This is a genomic window from Bacteroides sp. CACC 737 (assembly GCF_013874375.1).
Lineage (GTDB): Bacteria > Bacteroidota > Bacteroidia > Bacteroidales > Bacteroidaceae > Bacteroides > Bacteroides uniformis.
In genome coordinates this window covers 282,328-301,419 of record NZ_CP059408.1, presented here as the reverse complement: position 1 = coordinate 301,419, position 19,092 = coordinate 282,328, and the positions used below count along the sequence as shown (strand labels likewise).

The 19,092-nt window shown below is 46.7% G+C and carries 20 protein-coding genes and 2 tRNA genes; 15 read left to right on the top strand and 7 right to left on the bottom strand.

Features of this window, described 5'->3' with window-relative positions; all coding sequences use genetic code 11:
• The first annotated feature begins 153 nt into the window (after window positions 1-153).
• Together H1A11_RS01435 and H1A11_RS01430 are read left to right on the top strand one after the other, a co-directional pair.
• On the top strand, window positions 154-837 hold the full coding sequence (locus H1A11_RS01435) for a rhomboid family intramembrane serine protease (RefSeq protein ID WP_117965902.1): 684 nt from the start codon (window positions 154-156) through the stop codon (window positions 835-837).
• Window positions 838-919: 82 nt separating this feature from the next.
• Window positions 920-1,582, top strand: a complete 663-nt coding sequence (locus tag H1A11_RS01430) for a Crp/Fnr family transcriptional regulator (RefSeq protein ID WP_117601136.1) — start codon at window positions 920-922, stop codon at window positions 1,580-1,582.
• Between the two features lie 19 nt (window positions 1,583-1,601).
• Here the strand turns inward: H1A11_RS01430 and H1A11_RS01425 are convergent, their stop codons facing one another.
• From H1A11_RS01425 to mscL, 4 genes are all read right to left on the bottom strand, one after another.
• Window positions 1,602-2,294 carry an SGNH/GDSL hydrolase family protein gene (locus tag H1A11_RS01425; RefSeq protein WP_117965899.1) on the bottom strand — a complete coding sequence of 231 codons (693 nt, stop codon included), beginning with the start codon at window positions 2,292-2,294 and terminating at the stop codon, window positions 1,602-1,604.
• Window positions 2,295-2,375: 81 nt separating this feature from the next.
• Window positions 2,376-3,683: a glutamine-hydrolyzing GMP synthase gene (gene guaA, locus H1A11_RS01420; RefSeq protein ID WP_117601138.1), complete on the bottom strand. Its 1,308-nt coding sequence runs from the start codon at window positions 3,681-3,683 to the stop codon at window positions 2,376-2,378.
• Window positions 3,684-3,722: 39 nt separating this feature from the next.
• Window positions 3,723-5,276: a glutamine-hydrolyzing GMP synthase gene (guaA, locus tag H1A11_RS01415; protein ID WP_117601139.1), complete on the bottom strand. Its 1,554-nt coding sequence runs from the start codon at window positions 5,274-5,276 to the stop codon at window positions 3,723-3,725.
• A 350-nt stretch (window positions 5,277-5,626) separates the two neighbouring features.
• Window positions 5,627-6,061 (bottom strand): large-conductance mechanosensitive channel protein MscL, encoded by a 435-nt coding sequence (mscL, locus tag H1A11_RS01410; protein WP_117601141.1) that lies wholly within the window; start codon window positions 6,059-6,061, stop codon window positions 5,627-5,629.
• A 140-nt stretch (window positions 6,062-6,201) separates the two neighbouring features.
• On the opposite strand from mscL, the gene gap reads away from it, so the two are divergent.
• From gap to H1A11_RS01375, 7 genes are all read left to right on the top strand, one after another.
• Window positions 6,202-7,212, top strand: a complete 1,011-nt coding sequence (gene gap, locus H1A11_RS01405; protein WP_117601142.1) for a type I glyceraldehyde-3-phosphate dehydrogenase — start codon at window positions 6,202-6,204, stop codon at window positions 7,210-7,212.
• A gap of 140 nt (window positions 7,213-7,352) precedes the next feature.
• The gene (locus H1A11_RS01400) at window positions 7,353-9,410 is read left to right on the top strand and encodes a M3 family metallopeptidase (protein ID WP_138345095.1); all 2,058 of its coding nucleotides are present in this window, start codon (window positions 7,353-7,355) and stop codon (window positions 9,408-9,410) included.
• Complete coding sequence (locus H1A11_RS01395) at window positions 9,407-9,931, top strand: DUF4847 family protein (protein WP_138345094.1); 525 nt, start codon at window positions 9,407-9,409, stop codon at window positions 9,929-9,931. Before H1A11_RS01400 ends, H1A11_RS01395 begins: the two co-directional genes overlap by 4 nt.
• A 12-nt stretch (window positions 9,932-9,943) precedes the next feature.
• Window positions 9,944-10,384: a dCMP deaminase family protein gene (locus tag H1A11_RS01390; RefSeq protein ID WP_022401703.1), complete on the top strand. Its 441-nt coding sequence runs from the start codon at window positions 9,944-9,946 to the stop codon at window positions 10,382-10,384.
• A gap of 68 nt (window positions 10,385-10,452) precedes the next feature.
• Window positions 10,453-12,192 carry a S41 family peptidase gene (locus tag H1A11_RS01385; RefSeq protein WP_181757627.1) on the top strand — a complete coding sequence of 580 codons (1,740 nt, stop codon included), beginning with the start codon at window positions 10,453-10,455 and terminating at the stop codon, window positions 12,190-12,192.
• Complete coding sequence (locus H1A11_RS01380; RefSeq protein WP_119961254.1) at window positions 12,110-12,640, top strand: 5-formyltetrahydrofolate cyclo-ligase; 531 nt, start codon at window positions 12,110-12,112, stop codon at window positions 12,638-12,640. The genes H1A11_RS01385 and H1A11_RS01380 overlap by 83 nt, the downstream gene beginning before the upstream one ends.
• Window positions 12,637-13,422: a histidinol-phosphatase gene (locus H1A11_RS01375; RefSeq protein ID WP_119961255.1), complete on the top strand. Its 786-nt coding sequence runs from the start codon at window positions 12,637-12,639 to the stop codon at window positions 13,420-13,422. The genes H1A11_RS01380 and H1A11_RS01375 overlap by 4 nt, the downstream gene beginning before the upstream one ends.
• Here the strand turns inward: H1A11_RS01375 and H1A11_RS01370 are convergent.
• Together H1A11_RS01370 and H1A11_RS01365 are read right to left on the bottom strand one after the other, a co-directional pair.
• Complete coding sequence (locus H1A11_RS01370) at window positions 13,415-13,705, bottom strand: DUF721 domain-containing protein (RefSeq protein WP_005823615.1); 291 nt, start codon at window positions 13,703-13,705, stop codon at window positions 13,415-13,417. The two genes, H1A11_RS01375 and H1A11_RS01370, sit on opposite strands and share 8 nt — an antisense overlap.
• Window positions 13,702-14,814: a DNA replication/repair protein RecF gene (locus H1A11_RS01365; protein WP_117966027.1), complete on the bottom strand. Its 1,113-nt coding sequence runs from the start codon at window positions 14,812-14,814 to the stop codon at window positions 13,702-13,704. Before H1A11_RS01365 ends, H1A11_RS01370 begins: the two co-directional genes overlap by 4 nt.
• Before the next feature lie 237 nt (window positions 14,815-15,051).
• Between H1A11_RS01365 and H1A11_RS01360 the strand changes: the two genes are divergently transcribed.
• The 4 genes from H1A11_RS01360 to H1A11_RS01345 all read left to right on the top strand — a co-directional run bounded on the left by H1A11_RS01360 (window position 15,052) and on the right by H1A11_RS01345 (window position 16,618).
• Window positions 15,052-15,735 (top strand): tol-pal system YbgF family protein, encoded by a 684-nt coding sequence (locus H1A11_RS01360; RefSeq protein WP_057282025.1) that lies wholly within the window; start codon window positions 15,052-15,054, stop codon window positions 15,733-15,735.
• Between the two features lie 150 nt (window positions 15,736-15,885).
• Window positions 15,886-16,380, top strand: coding sequence for a 6,7-dimethyl-8-ribityllumazine synthase (gene ribH, locus H1A11_RS01355; protein WP_005823623.1), 495 nt, complete (start codon window positions 15,886-15,888; stop codon window positions 16,378-16,380).
• Between the two features lie 73 nt (window positions 16,381-16,453).
• Window positions 16,454-16,536: transfer RNA gene (locus H1A11_RS01350), tRNA-Tyr, on the top strand.
• A 9-nt stretch (window positions 16,537-16,545) separates the two neighbouring features.
• A tRNA-Gly gene (locus tag H1A11_RS01345) sits at window positions 16,546-16,618 on the top strand.
• Between the two features lie 133 nt (window positions 16,619-16,751).
• On the opposite strand, the gene H1A11_RS01340 is transcribed toward H1A11_RS01345, so the two are convergent.
• Window positions 16,752-17,048, bottom strand: coding sequence for a hypothetical protein (locus H1A11_RS01340; protein ID WP_005823625.1), 297 nt, complete (start codon window positions 17,046-17,048; stop codon window positions 16,752-16,754).
• A 173-nt stretch (window positions 17,049-17,221) separates the two neighbouring features.
• Here H1A11_RS01340 and H1A11_RS01335 point away from each other — a divergent pair, with 173 nt between their 5' ends.
• Entirely contained in the window at window positions 17,222-17,785 is a 564-nt protein-coding gene (locus H1A11_RS01335; RefSeq protein WP_181757626.1) for a Crp/Fnr family transcriptional regulator, read from the top strand.
• Window positions 17,786-17,884: 99 nt separating this feature from the next.
• Window positions 17,885-19,039 (top strand): acyltransferase, encoded by a 1,155-nt coding sequence (locus H1A11_RS01330; protein ID WP_181757625.1) that lies wholly within the window; start codon window positions 17,885-17,887, stop codon window positions 19,037-19,039.
• Window positions 19,040-19,092: the final 53 nt, after the last annotated feature.

Sequence of the window (19,092 nt, the reverse complement as noted above, 5' to 3'; positions counted from 1 at the left end):
AGGTTAATTATTTCGGTATATGCGCTACAAGCCATGTAGCGATGCCCAAAAATACGAATTAAAGCTTATAGGCAAAATAAAAAGTCAGTTTTTTTTCGGTTTTCGTCAAATATTCCGTAGTATTGTACAAAAATAGCAATCACTGTACGAAATATGAAGCATGATATACGCAGAATGGCATTGGCGGCGGTTATACCCCTATTCCTGCTATTCATTTTATACATTTTGAAGTTTTTGGAGATAGGCATGGACTGGAACTTCACACAACTGGGAGTATATCCGATGGAACAGCGGGGTATGTTCGGAATTTTCGCACATCCACTGGTGCACAGCAGCTTCAAGCATCTGCTCGCCAATACGATTCCACTCTTTTTCCTAATGTGGTGTCTGTTCTATTTCTACCGCCATATAGCCCCCTACATTTTCTTTGCCATTTGGATAGGATGCGGTACACTTACCTTTCTTATAGGGAAACCGGGATGGCATATCGGAGCCAGTGGCATTATATACGGACTGGCTTTCTTTCTGTTCTTCAGCGGCATACTGCGCAAACATGTACCGCTTATCGCCATTTCACTGTTGATAACGTTCCTATATGGCGGCCTGGTATGGAATATGTTCCCACAATTTGCAAAGGCCACCACTTCTTGGGAAGGACACCTTAGCGGAGCCATAGCAGGCACGCTATGCGCCATATGCTTTATGGGATACGGACCACAACGGCCTGATCCGTTTGCCGGAGAGGAGGAAGAGGAAGACACGGAAGAAGAGGATTCAGAAAAAGAGGATTCGGACCACAAGGCAGAAGAGGACAACAGCACGTTTAAGAAACAATAAAAAAAACAAAAAGAGGGGCAAAGAGTTTACAGTACACCTTGATAATGTCTACTTTTGTTTCAAAACAAGAAGAAAAAGCATCATGAATACAATGTTTGATACATTATTGCAACTGCCACTCTTTCAAGGACTCGCACAAGAAGACTTTACCAATATCCTAGGAAAAGTCAAGCTGAACTTTACAAAGCATAAAGCCGGCGAAGTTATCGTGAAAGCCGGTGACACATGCAGTCAACTGATATTCGTATTGAAAGGTGAAATCTCCTCATGTACTTCATCCGCTAATACCTCATACAGCTTCACGGAATATTTTCAAGCGCCTTATGTCATCGAGCCACAATCCCTATTCGGGATGAGCACCTCCTATGTCTCGACCTATACCGCCCAAACTGAGACCCACACTGTTAGCATAAGCAAGGCTTTCGTCATGAGCGAATTGTTTAAATATGATATATTCCGCCTGAATTACATGAATATCATCAGCAACCGCGCGCAAAGTCTGAGCAACCGCCTTTGGGCAGAAAACACCGACAACCTTGAAAGACGTATCGGCAACTTTATCCTAACACACATCGAACGTCCGGCAGGCAGGAAAACGCTGAAAATAAAAATGGAAGAACTGGCCCAGGTGGTCAATGATACCCGCGTGGGAGTATCGAGAGCGCTGAACAGCATGCAGGAGAAAGGTCTGCTCGAACTGCACAGAGGCGAGATGATGATTCCCAACGCAGAAAAACTCTTATAACCACCTGAACCGAGATTTCCTACAACACCTTGTCTATCACTTTCTTTATCAAGGATTCCATCACTTTATACCCTTCCAGAGTGGGGTGTACCCCGTCCTTAGTATACAAGGGGTTCAAGGCGTTATTGCCGTCTTCCGCCTCTACCATCTCACTGTAATAGTCGACATAAGGAATCTTGTTCTCCTTAGCATATGCCCGTATTCTGGCATTCAGCTGCATTATCTTTTGCGGAGCATCCTTCACCGAAGAATTCCAGCCAAAAGCAGCGGCAGGCAACACAGATGTCAAAATCACCTTTATCTTATTAGCCCGTGCCAACTCAACCATAGACACTATATTTCCAAAAGTGTATTCTTCATTATAAGCGCCTGCATTTTCCGCTACGTCATTGGTACCTGCATTTATCACGACCAGCGCCGGAGCAAGCTTGATGACATCCTCACGAAAACGGAGCAGGAAATGGGAAGAAGTCTGCCCACTTATACCACGGCCCACATAGCCATTTTTTTCAAAGAAAGCGGCATCATTTGCCACCCATCCTTCTGTGATTGAGTTGCCCATAAAAACCACCCGGTCCTTTTGCTTTCCCTTCCGTACCAGTTCCTTATTTGCCTCTGCATAACGTTTCAAATTTCCCCAATCCTGCTTCTGCGCGTCAGAGGCTACCCAAGGTATGCACAAAAAGACAGCAATCATACATAAAAGTTTCATTGTTCTATTCTTTGTTGTTTTTGTCATAAAAAAACAGCCCCACCATTTTTAAGGTGAGGCTATCATTATCATTGGCCAGTCTCACTCCCACTCGATTGTCGCATTGGGTTTCGGAGACATATCGTAGCAAACACGGTTGACGGTCTTCACTTCCTTGAGGATACGGTCTGTAATCTTCATCAGGATGGGCCAGTCTACCGGCTCGACGGTAGCGGTCATAGCATCCACCGTATTGACGGCACGGATAATGACGGGCCAGTCGAAAGAGCGCGCATTGTCGCGTACACCTACAGATTTGAAATCGGGCACCACAGTGAAATACTGCCATACCTTCTTATCCAGGCCTGCCAATTGGAATTCCTCACGCAGAATGGCATCCGACTCGCGTACAGCCTCCAAACGGTCGCGGGTAATGGCTCCCAGACAACGCACTCCCAATCCGGGACCGGGGAACGGTTGACGGTAAACCATCTCGTACGGCAATCCAAGCTCTACACCGCATGCACGTACTTCGTCCTTGAACAACTGGCGCAACGGCTCCACCAGTTCAAATTGCAAATCCTCGGGCAGACCGCCTACGTTGTGATGAGACTTCACCATCTTGGCTGTTTTTGTACCACTCTCTACAATGTCGGGATAGATGGTACCCTGTCCAAGGAAGTCGATGCCGTCCAGCTTACGGGCTTCTTCCTCAAAGACGCGGATAAACTCTCCGCCGATAATCTTGCGCTTCTGTTCGGGGTCGGCCACGTTTTCAAGCTTGGAGAGGAAACGGTCTGTGGCATCCACGTATATCAAGTTAGCCTTCAGCTCCTTGCCAAAGATTTCCACCACGGCTTCCGATTCGCCCTTACGCATCAACCCGTGGTTCACGTGTACGCAAACCAGCTTGTCGCCGATAGCTTTCAGCAGCAAAGCAGCCACCACGGAGCTATCCACACCACCGGACAGTGCCAGCAGCACCTTACGGTCGCCTACCTGACGGCGTATCAATTCTATCTGGTCGTTGACGAAATTCGTCATGTTCCAATTAGCCTCAGCCTTACAAGTATCGAATACGAAAGATTTCACAGCATCCTTGATGGCTTCCACATCATCCGTAAACTGCGGCAGCTTCACTTCACACAACGCCTTGTCGTGTCCGGCGGCCATCACGGGGAACCCTGCTTCGTAAATCTCGGGCAATACATCGATAGATACCCCATCAACCACATTATTGGGACCACCGTTGATGATGATACCTTTCACATTCGGCAAAGCCTTCAGTTCGGCAGCGGTAATATCGTGCGGGTATATTTCGCTATATACTCCCAACGCACGAATCGCTCTGGCAAGCACTGTGTTCTCATGGCTTCCCAAATCCAGAATCACAATCATATCCTGCTTCATTCTTCTATATTGTTTTTAAGTTAATAATTTCAGTCGGTCTTATTCCCATTCTATTGTGCTGGGCGGTTTTGAAGAGATGTCATAGGTTACGCGGTTCACACCTTTCACTTTATTAATAATGTCGTTGGACACCTTGCCCAGAAATTCGTAGGGCAGATGCGCCCAGTCGGCCGTCATGGCATCGGTGGAAGTAACAGCACGCAAGGCCACCGCACGTTCATAGGTACGTTCGTCACCCATCACGCCCACACTCTGTACGGGCAGAAGAATGACGCCCGCCTGCCAGACCTGATGGTAGAGCGATGTCTCGTTGCCGGCGGCATCCTTCACTTTCCAATCACGCAAGCCCTGGATGAAAATATCGTCGGCTTCCTGCAAGGTCTGTACTTTCTCTCGTGTTATATCCCCCAGAATGCGGACAGCCAGTCCCGGGCCAGGGAAAGGATGACGAGTAATCAGATGTTCGGGCATTCCCAATTCGCGTCCTACGCGGCGTACTTCGTCCTTGAACAGCCACTGCAACGGCTCGCACAGACGGAGGTTCATCTCCTCGGGCAGACCGCCCACGTTGTGATGGCTTTTGATGGTCTTGCCCGTAATGTTCAAGCTCTCGATGCGGTCGGGATAAATGGTGCCTTGTGCCAACCAACGGGCATCGGTAATTTTGTGCGCCTCGGCATCGAAGACTTCGATGAAATCGCGGCCGATGATTTTACGCTTCTGCTCAGGCTCGGTCACTCCCTTCAAATCCTTGAAGAACTTCTCACTGGCATCCACACCAATCACATTCAACCCCAGACACTCGTAGTCGTGCATCACATTCTTGAACTCATTCTTGCGAAGCAGTCCGTGGTCTACAAAGATGCAGGTCAGGTTCTTACCGATGGCACGATGCAGCAACACGGCGGCTACCGAAGAGTCTACACCGCCACTCAGTCCCAAGATAACGCGATCGTTGCCAAGCTGCTCCTTCAGTTCGGCTACAGTGGTATCTACAAACGATGCGGCGCTCCAGCTTTGACTGCAACCGCAGACGTCTACCACGAAGTTGCGTAGCATCTGCGTACCATCCTCGCTATGAAACACTTCCGGATGGAACTGCACTCCCCACATCTCCTCGCCGGACACCTGGTAAGCAGCAATCGCTACCTTGTCCGTAGAAGCTATAATCTTGAAATTGTCGGGAATGGCTGTAATCGTGTCTCCGTGGCTCATCCATACTTGGGTATTCTTCCTTACCCCTTTGAAAAGGACATTCTCCGAATCGAAAGAACCGAGATGGGCACGTCCGTACTCGCGGGTTCCTGCCGGCTCCACCCGTCCACCGTTGCTGTAGGAGATAAACTGTGCACCGTAGCAGATACCCAGAATGGGATATTTCCCACGAATCCCGCTCAAATCTACCTTGAATGCACTCTTATCATAAACAGAAAAGGGGCTACCCGAAAGGATAACTCCTTTTACACTCTCATCTCCGTATGGAAATTTGTTGTAAGGTACAATCTCGCAATAGACATTCAGTTCGCGCAACCGGCGGCCTATGAGCTGCGTGGTTTGCGAACCGAAATCAAGAATAATAATCTTCTCTTGCATATAAATCCGTATAGACTTTAATAAATGATTTGCAAAAGTAGAAAAAGTAAAGGAATTATTAGGGATAATGTGACAGAAAAACGCTTTTTTACTAAAAACAGCTTTAAATTCAGGCAAACACTATCCACAAATATACGAAAAGCTATTCTCACCACAGCCGTGTTGTTTTCTTACCACAGCTATGCAACTTGCTTACCACAGCAATGTTATTTTCTTACCACAGCTGTGGTAAGATTATTGCTTAGCACAAAAAGGAACAGTTTCCGGCAGTGTCGGGAAGAGTTAAAGGTACCAATGTAATTAATATGCCAACCGGCACATTAACCACATTATGAAGTTCTGCTTCGATATTACTTTTCTTTCAGCAAGTCACGGATTTCGGTCAGCAGCACCTCTTCCTTGCTCGGTACGGGGGGAGCCGGAGGAACGGCAGGCGCCTCTTCTTTCTTCTTTTCAGTCAGTTTGGTCAACAACTTTATAAACATGAAGATAGAGAATGCTATAATCAGAAAGTCGAAAGTGACCTGCAAGAAATTACCGTAATTCAAGGTCACGGCAGCAACCTCTTTCCCATCCACCATTTCGGCAGGTTTCAGCACCCACTTCAAGTCTGTAAAGTTGACACCGCCCACCAGTAACCCGATAGGAGGCATAATCACATCTGCCACGATGGAAGAGACGATTTTTCCAAATGCCCCACCGATAATCACACCGACGGCCATGTCTATCACATTGCCCTTCATGGCAAAAGCCTTAAATTCCTGTAAAAATGAACTTTTTCCCATCTTTTCAATTATTTAATTATGATTTTGGTTACGAATATAAAAACATTTTCTTACTTTTGCACCGCAAATCAGAAAGAAATGCAATTAGTAAGCGAAAGTTTATTTTTAAACATTATAAAACCCTTAAAAGTTTAAACAAAATGATTAAAGTAGGTATTAATGGATTCGGACGTATCGGACGTTTCGTATTCCGCGCTGCAATGAAGAGAAACGATATTCAGATCGTAGGTATCAACGACCTTTGCCCGGTAGACTACTTGGCTTACATGCTGAAGTATGACACTATGCACGGTCAATTCGACGGTACTATCGAAGCTGACGTTGAAAACAGCAAATTGATCGTTAACGGTCAGGCTATCCGCATCACTGCAGAAAAAAATCCGGCTGACTTGAAATGGAACGAAGTAGAGGCAGAATACGTTGTTGAATCTACTGGCTTGTTCCTGAGCAAAGACAAAGCTCAAGCTCACATCGAAGCTGGCGCAAAATATGTTGTAATGTCTGCTCCTTCTAAGGACGACACTCCGATGTTCGTTTGCGGTGTTAACGAAAAGACTTACGTTAAGGGTACTCAATTCGTATCTAACGCTTCTTGTACTACTAACTGCTTGGCTCCTATCGCTAAGGTATTGAACGACAAATGGGGTATCACTGACGGTTTGATGACTACTGTTCACTCTACAACTGCTACTCAGAAGACAGTTGACGGTCCTTCTATGAAAGACTGGAGAGGTGGTCGTGCTGCTTCTGGCAACATTATCCCGTCTTCTACCGGTGCTGCTAAGGCTGTAGGTAAAGTTATCCCGGCATTGAACGGTAAACTGACTGGTATGTCTATGCGTGTTCCGACTTTGGACGTATCTGTAGTTGACTTGACAGTTAACTTGGCTAAGCCCGCTACTTACGCTGAAATCTGCGCTGCCATGAAGGAAGCTTCTGAAGGCGAATTGAAGGGTGTTCTGGGTTACACTGAAGATGCAGTTGTTTCTTCTGACTTCTTGGGTGACACTCGCACTTCTATCTTCGACGCTAAGGCTGGTATCGCTTTGACTGATACTTTCGTTAAGGTTGTATCTTGGTATGATAACGAAATCGGTTATTCTAACAAGGTTCTTGACCTGATTGCTCACATGGCATCAGTTAACTGCTAATATACAGTTAGAAAATAATAAAAAATAGGTGGCTTCTGCAGAAGTCGCCTATTTTTTTTGCAATTTTGCAGCTAGTACGTTTTTTATCAGCTTCTTTAATGATGATGAAGATTATACTAACTCTAATATTGCTTTGCTTTATGAACACTATATCGTCTCAAAATCCTTTTTTTGAAACATACTCCACGCCACACGGCACTGTCCCGTTCGACAAGATTAAGACCGGAGACTATGTACCCGCCATCCACGAAGGCATCCGCCGCCAGAATGCGGAAATAGATGCCATCATCCGCAATCCGGAAGTCCCGACATTTGCCAACACAGTGCTGGCCTATGAGAAGTCCGGCGAAATGCTCCACCGTGTCGGTACCGTATTCGGCAATCTGCTCAGCGCAGAAACGAACGATGACCTGCAGGAACTGGCCAAGGAAATCATGCCTATGATGAGCGAGCATGAAAACGACATCAGCCTGAACGAAGAGCTGTTTGCACGCATCAAAGCGGTTTACGAGCAGCAAGACAAAGAGACGCTGAACCCGGAACAGCACAAGCTGCTGGAAGATATTTACAATGGCTTTGTACGCAATGGAGCCAACCTCCAGGGAGAAGCCAAGGAGAAATACCGGGCTTTATGCAAAGAGCTCAGTCTGCTGACGCTGCAGTTCAGTGAAAACAACCTGAAAGAAACGAACGACTACAAGCTTGTCATCACCGACAAGTCACAACTGGCCGGGCTACCCGAGAGCGCGGTAGAAGCCGCTGCAGAGACAGCCGGGGAAAAAGGCGTCGAAGGCTGGGTATTCACCTTGCAGGCTCCCAGCTATGGCCCTTTCCTGACCTACGCAGACAGCCGTGACCTGCGCCGTGAGCTATATATGGCCTACAATACGAAGTGTACGCATGACAACGCCAGCAATAACCTGGAAATTGTAAAGAAACTGGCCAATGTCCGTATGGAGATTGCCCAACTCCTAGGCTATGACAACTTCGCCGAATACAACCTCCAGGAGCGCATGGCACAAAACAGTGAGTCCGTGTATAAGCTGCTGGACCAACTGCTGGAGGCTTACACGCCTACCGCCAAACAAGAATATGCAGAAGTGCAAGCCCTGGCACGCCAAGCGGAAGGAGAAGACTTCGTCGTGATGCCGTGGGACTGGGCGTACTATTCCCATAAACTGAAAGACCGGAAGTTCAATATCGACGATGAGCTGCTCCGCCCTTACTTTGAGCTGAACAACGTGAAGGAAGGTGTATTCAGCCTGGCAACCAGACTGTATGGCATCACCTTCAAGAAGAACCCAAATATTCCCGTTTATCACAAGGATGTGGACGCCTACGAGGTATTCGACAAAGACGGAAAATTCCTGGCTGTGTTCTATACCGACTTCCACCCCCGGGCAGGCAAGCGCTCGGGAGCCTGGATGACCAGCTACAAGGAGCAGTGGATTGACGAGAAGACCGGCGAGAACAGCCGTCCCCACATATCCATCGTGATGAACTTCACCAAACCGACACAAGACAAACCCGCCCTATTGACCTTCGGTGAAGTAGAAACCTTCCTGCACGAATTCGGACACAGCCTGCATGGTATGTTTGCCAATTCCACCTACGGAAGCCTGAGTGGGACCAATGTGTATTGGGACTTTGTGGAACTCCCCTCCCAATTCATGGAGAACTTCGCTATCGAAAAGGAATTCCTGCATACGTTTGCCCGCCATTACCAAACCGGTGAACTGATACCGGACGAACTGGTACAGCGCATTGTGGATTCCTCCAACTTCAACGCGGCATACGCCTGCCTCCGCCAGGTTAGCTTCGGCCTGCTTGATATGGCTTGGTACACACGTAACACCCCGTTTGAAGGTGACGTGAAAGCCTATGAAAAGAAGGCTTGGGAAAAAGCACAGATTCTGCCTTCTGTGGCAGAAGCCTGCATGAGCACACAATTCTCCCATATCTTTTCCGGAGGATATTCTGCCGGATACTATAGTTATAAGTGGGCAGAGGTGCTGGATGCAGATGCATTCTCGCTATTCAAGCAGACGGGCATCTTCAACCCTGAGACTGCCGCCTCCTTCCGAGAGAATATCCTTTCCAAAGGTGGAACGGAACATCCGATGACGCTCTATAAACGCTTCCGCGGACAAGAGCCTACAATCGACGCATTATTAATCAGAAATGGAATAAAGAAATGAAGAGACTTATAAGGAACATCTGTTGCATACTGCTCATGTTGTCGTTGCTTCCCCTGTTAAGCGGTTGCGACAATGAAGACGATGTTGTCGGGATATTCACCGGGAAGACATGGAAGCTCAGCCGACTCACCAATAAAGGCAGCAATGCCCAATTCTATCCAAACCTTTGGAACAACAATGAGGAAGAGATGAAGAAGAGTCTGGACAAGCTATATAATCAGAAAAGTACCTTCACCCTCAATTTTGAAGGTACCGAACTGGATGGAGAACTGATGGGCACCACCGTCAACGGACAAGGCATCAACTCAAGCGTCAACGGCACTTGGAAAGCCGACGGAGCTTCAGGCTCGCTCAGCATCAGCGTAAAGGTTACGGGGTCCGCAGAGAGCGATGCACTGGCCAAGACATTCATCTCCGGACTGCAAAATGTGTACAAGTATGAAGGGGATGCCAATTCACTGACCCTCTATTTTAAAGACGGACCGACAACCAGAGTCATGGGATTCACCCCGCAACGATAAAACATAAATATGATGGACGATTCTACAAAAGACAAACAAGAAGCATTGGACAGGCGTTATATACGTATGGCAAGCATTTGGGCCGAAAATTCGTATTGCCAACGCCGCCAGGTCGGTGCACTGATTGTAAAAGACAAGATGATTATCTCCGACGGCTACAACGGTACTCCTTCCGGTTTTGAGAATGTGTGCGAAGATGAGAACAACGTCACCAAACCATACGTGCTCCATGCCGAAGCAAATGCCATTACCAAAATAGCCCGTTCAAACAACAGCAGTAACGGTGCCACCATGTACGTCACCGCCTCCCCATGCATAGAATGTGCCAAACTGATTATCCAGGCAGGCATCAAACGGGTGGTCTACTCCGAGAAATACCGCCTGGAAGATGGTATCGAACTTTTGAAACGGGCAGGCATCGAGGTGGTATTTATTTCAATGGATAATGGATAATAGAAAGTTGAAAATTGCATGTGCAGCCAAATAGTAAATTGTAAATAGTCTAATAGTAAATAAACATCATGAGTACAAAAAATACTTCCCGCTTTATGCCGCTTATCATCGCAATCAGCGTAGTCGCGGGAATCCTTATCGGAACGTTTTATGCCAGGCATTTTGCCGGTAATAAACTGGGAATCATCAATAGCTCGTCCAACAAGCTGAATGCCTTGCTGCGTGTTATTGACGACCAGTATGTGGATACCGTCAACATGACCGATTTGGTAGAGAAGGCCATGCCACAGATATTGGCGGAACTCGACCCCCACTCCACCTACATCCCCGCACAGAAACTGGAGGAGGTTAATTCCGAACTTGAAGGCAGCTTCAGCGGTATAGGCATCCAGTTCACCATTCAGGAAGACACGATACACGTAAACAGCGTGATTCCCGGCGGACCGTCCGAGAAAGTGGGCCTGATGGCAGGCGACCGCATTGTGATGGTCAACGACAGTCTTTTTGCAGGCAAAGGCCTGACAAACGAAAAGGCTATGCGCAACCTGAAAGGTCCGAAAGGAAGCCAAGTGAAGTTAGGCGTCAAGCGTGCCACGGAAAAGGAGTTGCTCGACTTCACCATCACACGCGGTGACATCCCGCAAAACACCATTGATGCAGCCTATATGCTCAATGATGACTATGGCTATATACAAATCAGCAAATTCGGACGCACCACACACGTGGAGCTGCTGAATGCGATTGCCCAACTGAGCCACGAGAAATGCAAAGGCCTGATTATCGACCTGCGCGACAATACCGGAGGATACATGGAAGCCGCCACGCGCATGGTGAACGAATTCCTGCCGGAAGGAAAGCTGATAGTGTATACCCACGGCCGCAAATATCCCCGTATGGAGGAATATGCCAACGGCACCGGCAGTTGCCAGAAGCTGCCGCTGATAGTATTGGTGAATGAAGGCTCCGCTTCGGCCAGCGAAATCTTTGCGGGCGCCATTCAGGACAATGACCGCGGGACCATTGTAGGACGCCGTTCCTTCGGCAAGGGACTCGTACAGCAACCCATCGACTTCAGCGACGGTTCCGCCATCCGCCTGACCATTGCCCGCTATTACACCCCATCGGGCCGTTGCATCCAGCGTCCCTATGAGAACGGTAAGGACAGCAAATACGAAATGGACTGGATTACCCGTTACGAACACGGCGAGTTCTTCTCCAAAGACAGTATCAAACTGGACGAAAACCTACGTTACTCTACCGGCTTGGGCAGACCCGTATACGGCGGCGGTGGCATTATGCCGGACGTATTCGTTCCGCAAGACACCACCGGAGTATCTTCTTACCTGATAGAAGTAAGCAACAAGGGACTGATTCTGCAATTCAGCTTCCAGTATACCGACCGCAACCGCACGAAATTGAGTGAATACGACAATGAAGAAGACTTGTTGAAGTACCTTCGCCATCAGGGTATTGTGGAACAGTTTGTGCGTTTTGCAGACTCCAAGGGAGTAAAGCGGCGCAACCTGCTTATACACAAGTCTTACAAGCTACTGGAAAGAAGCCTTTACGGCAACATTATCTATAACATACTGGGAAGGGAGCAATACATCCGCTACATCAACCAGAGCGATGCTACCGTCAAGAAGGCATTGGATATTCTGGAACGTGGCGAGGCATTCCCCAAAGCCCCGGAAGCGACACCAATCATAGAGGATACAAAAGATGATGGAAAGGAAAAAAGAACTGCGCAGGCAGGTAGCTTTGTTGAAGACCCGACACAGCTCTTCCACTACGCGTCAGTCTGCTGAAATACTTGCCGCCCTCGAGGCACATCCTGCTTTCAGGGCGGCAACAACCGTACTGCTTTATCACTCTCTCAAAGACGAAGTGGACACACACGAATTTATCCGGAAGTGGAGCCGCGAAAAGCGAATACTGCTTCCGGTAGTTGTAGGCGACGACCTGGAACTGCGGCTGTACACCGGACCGGAAGACCTGAAACCCGGCGCATACGGCATTGAAGAACCAACCGGCGAGCTATTTACTGACTATGCAGACATTGACTTCATAGTAGTTCCCGGTGTCGCATTCGACCGTAACGGCAACCGTCTGGGGCGCGGTAAAGGTTACTACGACCGGCTTCTGCCCCGCATCCCATTAGCCTACAAAGCCGGCATCTGTTTCCCGTTTCAACTCGTAGAAGAAGTTCCTGCGGAACCGTTTGATATACGCATGGATGAAATCATAACGCAATGAAAACTAATTATCACACGCACACCACACGCTGCATGCATGCCACCGGAGATGATGAAGACTATGTGCTCAGTGCCATCAAAGGCGGTTACCGGATACTCGGATTTTCGGACCACACTCCCTGGAAATACCGTACTGACTACGTAGCCGACATGCGGATGCTCCCCGAAGAGCTTCCCGGCTACGTGGAGAGTCTTAAGACGCTCCGTGAGAAATACCACGACCGGATAGACATCAGAATAGGACTTGAATGTGAATACTTCCCCCAATATATCCATTGGCTGAAAGAACAAATCAAGAAGTACCAACTGGACTATATCATCTTCGGAAACCATCACTACCACACTGATGAAAAGTTCCCCTACTTCGGCCATCATACGGACAGCCGCGATATGCTCGACCTTTACGAAGAGAGCGCCATCGAAGGTATGGAAAGCGGATTATTCTCTTGCCTTGCCCATCCGGACTTGTTCATGCGTTCCTATCCGAGATTCGACCACCATTGCACTACCATCAGCCGGCACATCTGCCGCACTGCTGCACGCCTGAATGTCCCGTTGGAATACAATATAGGCTATGTAGCCTACAATGAAGCGCACAGCTTATCCACCTACCCATGCCCGGAATTCTGGCGAATCGCTGCCAATGAAGGCTGTACAGCTATCATCGGACTGGATGCGCATGACAACAAGGATTTGGAAACTCCGATGTATTATGACCGGGCAGTCCAGGAATTGAAAGAACTGAAGATTGAAAGAATAGATGAGCTGAGGATGCTCATCTGAATATGATATTCGTTATGACCTGAGCCCCCACATGACGGTTCAAGTTGCGCACCAGCAACTCACGCCCCATCATCAGCTCCTGGCGCAGGGCAGCAGAAGTGAGGTGTACATAAAGTACCTGGTTCTTTATATAAAGTTCACGGGTGTAGGAGGCAATAGTAGGGCCCAGCACTTCGGGCCACGCACTGATAAGCCGCCGTTCATTCAGCGGAGACTCCAGACTTTCCTGCCTGAGGTAATGACGGATAAGCTCACCTATCTGTTCGGCATTATTTCGCTTCATGCCTCTTCCTCCTTCATCTCAGCAACTATTCCCTGCTCCACACGGAACATCTTATAATCACTGCCCACTTTATGCAGAATACGGTCCAGGTGTTCGCGGTTGGTATCGGTTATAAAAATCTGTCCGAAACTGTCGCCTGCCACCAACTTGATGATTTGCTCCACACGCGAGGCATCCAGTTTGTCAAAGATATCGTCCAGCAACAACAAGGGAACAGTGGTCCCGGTACGTTTCAGGAAATCAAACTGTGCCAGCTTCAACGCTACCAGATAAGTCTTGTTCTGTCCCTGCGATCCTTCACGTTTGATGGGGAAATCTCCCAAAAGCATATTCAGCTCGTCCTTGTGCACACCGCGCAATGAATAGCCCATAATCTGGTCGCGTACACGGCTTTCCTTCAGTACTTCCAGCAAAGAGGCATCGCGGGCATGGGAATCATAGCTTAATCCCACCTTCTCCCTATCTTGCGAAATGAATGAATAGAAAGACTGGAAAATAGGAATAAACTCACGGATAAAGGCCTCACGTTTGCGGAACACCACTTCGCCGGCTTGCGCCATCATCTCCTCCCAAACCAGAAAGAGCTCTTCCTCCACCGGCTGTTCACTCTTCAGTAAGGTATTCCGCTGCACCAAAGCTTTATTGTATCGTATCAAAGCATCCAGATACTCTTTGTCGTACTGCGAGATAACCACATCCATAAAACGTCGGCGTTCATCACTGCCTCCTGCTATCAACTCCGAATCGGCAGGCGAAACCATGACCAAAGGCAGGAAGCCGATATGGTCTGACAAACGCGTATACTCCTTCTTGTTTCGCTTGAACTGTTTCTTCTGGCGCCTCTTCATACCACAGTAGATTTCTTCAGGAGTCCCATCGGCAGCCTCATAAAACCCTTGAATAACAAAGAAGTCGGCATCATGGCGGATATTCTGGGAATCAATGGGATTACCGGCACTTTTACAGAAAGACAAGAAATACACCGCATCCAGCAGGTTCGTTTTCCCCATGCCGTTCTGTCCGAAAAAGCAGTTCAACTTGGGCGAGAATGTAAGCTCTACCTGCTCCAAGTTCTTATAATTGAGTATAGATATACGTTTCAGTATCATTATAGTAACGATGAGTTCGGTTACAAAGATAATGCAAAACCAAAAGCAGTACAAAATAAGCCTGCTTATTTTTAACACAGAGGTGAAGCCCGGCTTATTGAAAAGTAGAAATAATTTCAGCGTTTTCTGATACAATACAAAAAAAGATGCTGCTAAATTTCGTTGATAGCTATAAAAAACTTACTTTTGCGGGTCGAAATAGATAAATAAGAATAATAACAAAAAGATTATATAAAAATGGCAGAACAAAAAAAGACGAATGAAGCCTTAAACGTGGAGGATGCACTGACACAATCGGAGGCCTTTTTCATTAAGAACAAAAAAGCAATCATCGGCGCTGTAGTAGCAGTAATCATCATCATTGCCGGTGTAGTGATGTACAAGAACCTTTATGCAGACCCCCGTGAAGAAAAAGCACAAGCTGCCTTATTCAAAGGACAAGAATACTTCGAAGCAGACGCTTATGCACAAGCACTGAACGGTGACAGCATCGGTTTTGCCGGATTTGTAAAAGTGGCAGACGAATACAGCGGCACAAAAGCAGCCAATCTTGCAAAAGCCTATATGGGTCTCTGCTATGCACACCTCGGCAAATATGACGAAGCAGTGAAAGCATTGGACAGCTTTGACGGAGACGACCAAATGGTAGCTCCTGCCATGAAAGGTGCTATGGGTAACTGCTATGCGCAGCTCGGCCAACTGGACAAAGCCGCTTCTATGCTGCTGAAAGCCGCCAACGAAGCCGACAACAACTCCCTCAGCCCCATCTACCTGCTGCAAGCCGGAGAAATCCTGGTAAAGCAAGGTAAGTATGACGATGCAATCCAGGCGTATACCACTATCAAGGATAAATACTTCCGTTCATACCAGGCAATGGATATCGACAAGTATATCGAACAAGCCAAACTGTTGAAGAAGTAATATACCTTATTATAAAGACATCTCAGGCACGGATTACACGGAAAACACGGAAAGACACAATAGCCGTGAATCCGTGTAGTCCGTGCCTCTTTTATCTCCCCTCTCCCTTTAATTTTCAATTATTAATTTTTAATTCTTAATTCCTTATTTATGGCAACAGCTTATCACAATCTTTCAGACTACGATTTCAGTTCTGTACCCAGCGCGGAAAAAATGAAATTCGGCATCGTTGTATCTGAGTGGAATTATAATATTACCGGTGCTCTCCTAAAAGGCGCCATAGACACCTTAAAAAAACATGGAGCCAAAGATGAAAATATTCTGGTAAAAACAGTACCCGGCAGTTTTGAACTGACTTTCGGCGCCAACCAACTTATCGAATACAGTGAAGTCGATGCAGTTATTGCAATTGGTTGTGTAGTCAGAGGAGATACTCCACATTTTGACTATGTTTGCATGGGTGCTACCCAAGGAATTACCCAATTAAACGCAAGTGGCGATGTACCAGTAATTTACGGATTAATTACTACCAATACTATGGAGCAAGCAGAAGACCGCGCCGGTGGTAAGCTGGGTAATAAAGGAGACGAATGTGCAATTACTGCAATAAAAATGATAGATTTTGCTTGGAGTTTACAAAAATAGTCGTATCTTTGCACCGCAATTGAGAAACAAACCTACTCAATGAGAGAATTGAGATAGAATCTTAAGTGCAAAAGGGCAAATACCAGAGTGGCCAAATGGGGCAGACTGTAAATCTGCTGGCTTACGCCTTCGGTGGTTCGAATCCATCTTTGCCCACAAAAAATTGCGGAAGTAGCTCAGTTGATAGAGCATTAGCCTTCCAAGCTGAGGGTCGCGGGTTTGAGCCCCGTCTTCCGCTCTTCTGAAAATCAGATAGTTATCGCAAGATTTCTATCTGATTTTTGTTTTTAGAGAATGCTGAATTTAGTGTGGTTTAACCGAGTGAGTTAAACCTGGAAGTCAACCGAATGACGCAAAGCACAAATTCATGGTTATTTAAATAAGATATTTCTGAGAATATCATCTAACCACGGCTCTTTCATCTTTTCCACAAAAACATCATTCTTTAGTTGAAAAGCCTTTTTGTAAACACTCTGCATTTTCAAATTATAGCGCACCGTATCATAGCGGACTACTGACTGGTAAAATCCGGTATCAACAGCGACAATTTCATTTTCTATTCTCAATGTATCCTCAGCTGTATCGGAAACTCTTCCAGTCTCCATCTGTGCGAATGAAATACAGCTGCCTCCGATTAGAGCCAATAATGTTACCAATATTTTATTCATAGGCTACCGTTTTCTACAAAGATACAATATTCAAAGAACAAACATCTCTTTTACAAGAAAAATCCCACTATACCATAAACGCTTATAAGGCAACGCACACATTTGTATATCAAAGTTCAGTTTTAGTTAATAAAATTATGTAAGTTTGTAAACGAATAAAAAGCTCTCCTCCAATGAACAACATCATTCATAAAATCAGGCAGATTTATCCGGTTTCCGAAGAAGCTCTTCAGGCATTGCTGATGAATATGCAGGTAAGACACTATCCTAAAGGAACTTATATAGTACAAGCAGGAGTGACAGACCGTTTGGTTTATTTCATTGAGGAAGGGGTCACCCGTTCCGTATTTCATCACGACGGACAAGATACCACCACTTGGTTCAGCCAGGAAGGTGATGTAACCTTCGGAATGGATTCACTGTACTATCAGCAGCCGTCAGTAGAAAGCATTGAAACTCTTTCGGACTGCAAAATCTACGTCATCCACATAGACAAGTTAAATGCTCTCTACGAAACATATATTGATATAGCCAACTGGGGCAGAATACTGCATCAGAACGTAAACAAGGAGCTCAGTCATATGTTTGTGGGAAGGCTCCAACTGCCTCCCAAAGAGCGGTATGAACAATTTAACCGCCGTTACCCCGGACTGATAAATCGGGTGAAGCTAAAATATGTGGCAGCCTTCCTGGGTATTTCCATCTATACTCTCAGCCGGGTACGCGCAAAAAAATAGAAGATTGCCGTTCTTTTTTGCTTTTAAGCAAAAGAACTTCGCTTCGCATGGCGTATCTTTGACATCCGAAAACATTAACCAAACAACAGAAAAAAACAGATGTCGCACATTTCATCTTCTGCCTTTTCAGACACCAAAGCACATTATGACCTTCTCGACGGCCTCCGTGGCGTAGCAGCCTTGATGGTTATATGGTATCATATATTCGAAGGCTATGCTTTTGCCGGTGGTGGCATTATCGAAACCTTCAACCACGGCTATTTAGCTGTAGATTTCTTCTTTATACTATCGGGATTCGTTATCGGGTATGCTTATGACGACCGTTGGGGCAGGAGTCTCACAATGAAAAACTTCTTTAAACGGCGCCTAATACGTCTCCATCCGATGGTCATTATGGGAGCCGTCCTGGGTGCCATTACCTTCTGTCTTCAAGGATGCGTACAATGGGACGGAACACATATTGCCCTCTCCATGATTATGCTGTCCCTTCTTTGTACTATATTTTTTATTCCCGCAATGCCAGGTGCAGGTTATGAAGTCCGTGGTAATGGCGAAATGTTTCCTTTGAATGGTCCATGCTGGTCCTTGTTCTTTGAATATATAGGCAACATCCTTTACGCCTTGTTTATCCGCCGCTTATCAAACAAAGCCCTCGCCGTACTGACAATATTGCTGGGAGTGGCATTGGCATCATTCGCCATTTTCGATGTCTCCGGATACGGAAATATGGGAGTAGGCTGGACACTGGACGGAATAAACTTTGGCGGCGGATTGCTGAGGATGCTTTTTCCTTTCTCCATGGGCATGCTTTTGTCGCGCAACTTCAAGCCTATCAAGGTGAAAGGTGCTTTCTGGATATGTACCATTGCATTGGTTGCCTTGTTTTCAGTGCCCTACCTGGAAGGTGCAACACCGGTCTGTACAAATGGCATTTATGAAGCGTTCTGTGTAATCATCGCTTTTCCGGTTCTCGTCTGGTTAGGAGCTTCCGGTACCACAACGGATAAAAAATCAACCCGGATATGCAAATTCCTGGGAGATATATCCTATCCAGTCTATGTGATACATTATCCATTTATGTACTTGTTCTATGCATGGCTCATCAAGAACCAGCTCTTCACGTTGGAGCAGACTTGGCAGGTTGCCTTGTGTGTTTACGCATGGAACATATTATTGGCTTATCTATGCTTGAAATTCTATGATGAACCGGTACGGAAATATCTGGCCAGACGCTTCTTGAGCAAGAAACGGTAAAGGGGCTACCACAGATTACACAGATTTACACAGATTAATTTATCTCAAGGATT

Excerpts from the sequence above, each read along its gene's own strand:
- H1A11_RS01435 (WP_117965902.1), top strand. The coding sequence starts at position 154 with ATGAAGCATGATATACGCAGAATGGCATTGGCGGCGGTTATACCCCTA.
- H1A11_RS01430 (WP_117601136.1), top strand. The coding sequence starts at position 920 with ATGAATACAATGTTTGATACATTATTGCAACTGCCACTCTTTCAAGGA.
- H1A11_RS01425 (WP_117965899.1), bottom strand. The coding sequence starts at position 2,294 with ATGAAACTTTTATGTATGATTGCTGTCTTTTTGTGCATACCTTGGGTA.
- guaA (WP_117601138.1), bottom strand. The coding sequence starts at position 3,683 with ATGAAGCAGGATATGATTGTGATTCTGGATTTGGGAAGCCATGAGAAC.
- guaA (WP_117601139.1), bottom strand. The coding sequence starts at position 5,276 with ATGCAAGAGAAGATTATTATTCTTGATTTCGGTTCGCAAACCACGCAG.
- mscL (WP_117601141.1), bottom strand. The coding sequence starts at position 6,061 with ATGGGAAAAAGTTCATTTTTACAGGAATTTAAGGCTTTTGCCATGAAG.
- gap (WP_117601142.1), top strand. The coding sequence starts at position 6,202 with ATGATTAAAGTAGGTATTAATGGATTCGGACGTATCGGACGTTTCGTA.
- H1A11_RS01400 (WP_138345095.1), top strand. The coding sequence starts at position 7,353 with ATGAACACTATATCGTCTCAAAATCCTTTTTTTGAAACATACTCCACG.
- H1A11_RS01395 (WP_138345094.1), top strand. The coding sequence starts at position 9,407 with ATGAAGAGACTTATAAGGAACATCTGTTGCATACTGCTCATGTTGTCG.
- H1A11_RS01390 (WP_022401703.1), top strand. The coding sequence starts at position 9,944 with ATGGACGATTCTACAAAAGACAAACAAGAAGCATTGGACAGGCGTTAT.
- H1A11_RS01385 (WP_181757627.1), top strand. The coding sequence starts at position 10,453 with ATGAGTACAAAAAATACTTCCCGCTTTATGCCGCTTATCATCGCAATC.
- H1A11_RS01380 (WP_119961254.1), top strand. The coding sequence starts at position 12,110 with ATGGAAAGGAAAAAAGAACTGCGCAGGCAGGTAGCTTTGTTGAAGACC.
- H1A11_RS01375 (WP_119961255.1), top strand. The coding sequence starts at position 12,637 with ATGAAAACTAATTATCACACGCACACCACACGCTGCATGCATGCCACC.
- H1A11_RS01370 (WP_005823615.1), bottom strand. The coding sequence starts at position 13,705 with ATGAAGCGAAATAATGCCGAACAGATAGGTGAGCTTATCCGTCATTAC.
- H1A11_RS01365 (WP_117966027.1), bottom strand. The coding sequence starts at position 14,814 with ATGATACTGAAACGTATATCTATACTCAATTATAAGAACTTGGAGCAG.
- H1A11_RS01360 (WP_057282025.1), top strand. The coding sequence starts at position 15,052 with ATGGCAGAACAAAAAAAGACGAATGAAGCCTTAAACGTGGAGGATGCA.
- ribH (WP_005823623.1), top strand. The coding sequence starts at position 15,886 with ATGGCAACAGCTTATCACAATCTTTCAGACTACGATTTCAGTTCTGTA.
- H1A11_RS01340 (WP_005823625.1), bottom strand. The coding sequence starts at position 17,048 with ATGAATAAAATATTGGTAACATTATTGGCTCTAATCGGAGGCAGCTGT.
- H1A11_RS01335 (WP_181757626.1), top strand. The coding sequence starts at position 17,222 with ATGAACAACATCATTCATAAAATCAGGCAGATTTATCCGGTTTCCGAA.
- H1A11_RS01330 (WP_181757625.1), top strand. The coding sequence starts at position 17,885 with ATGTCGCACATTTCATCTTCTGCCTTTTCAGACACCAAAGCACATTAT.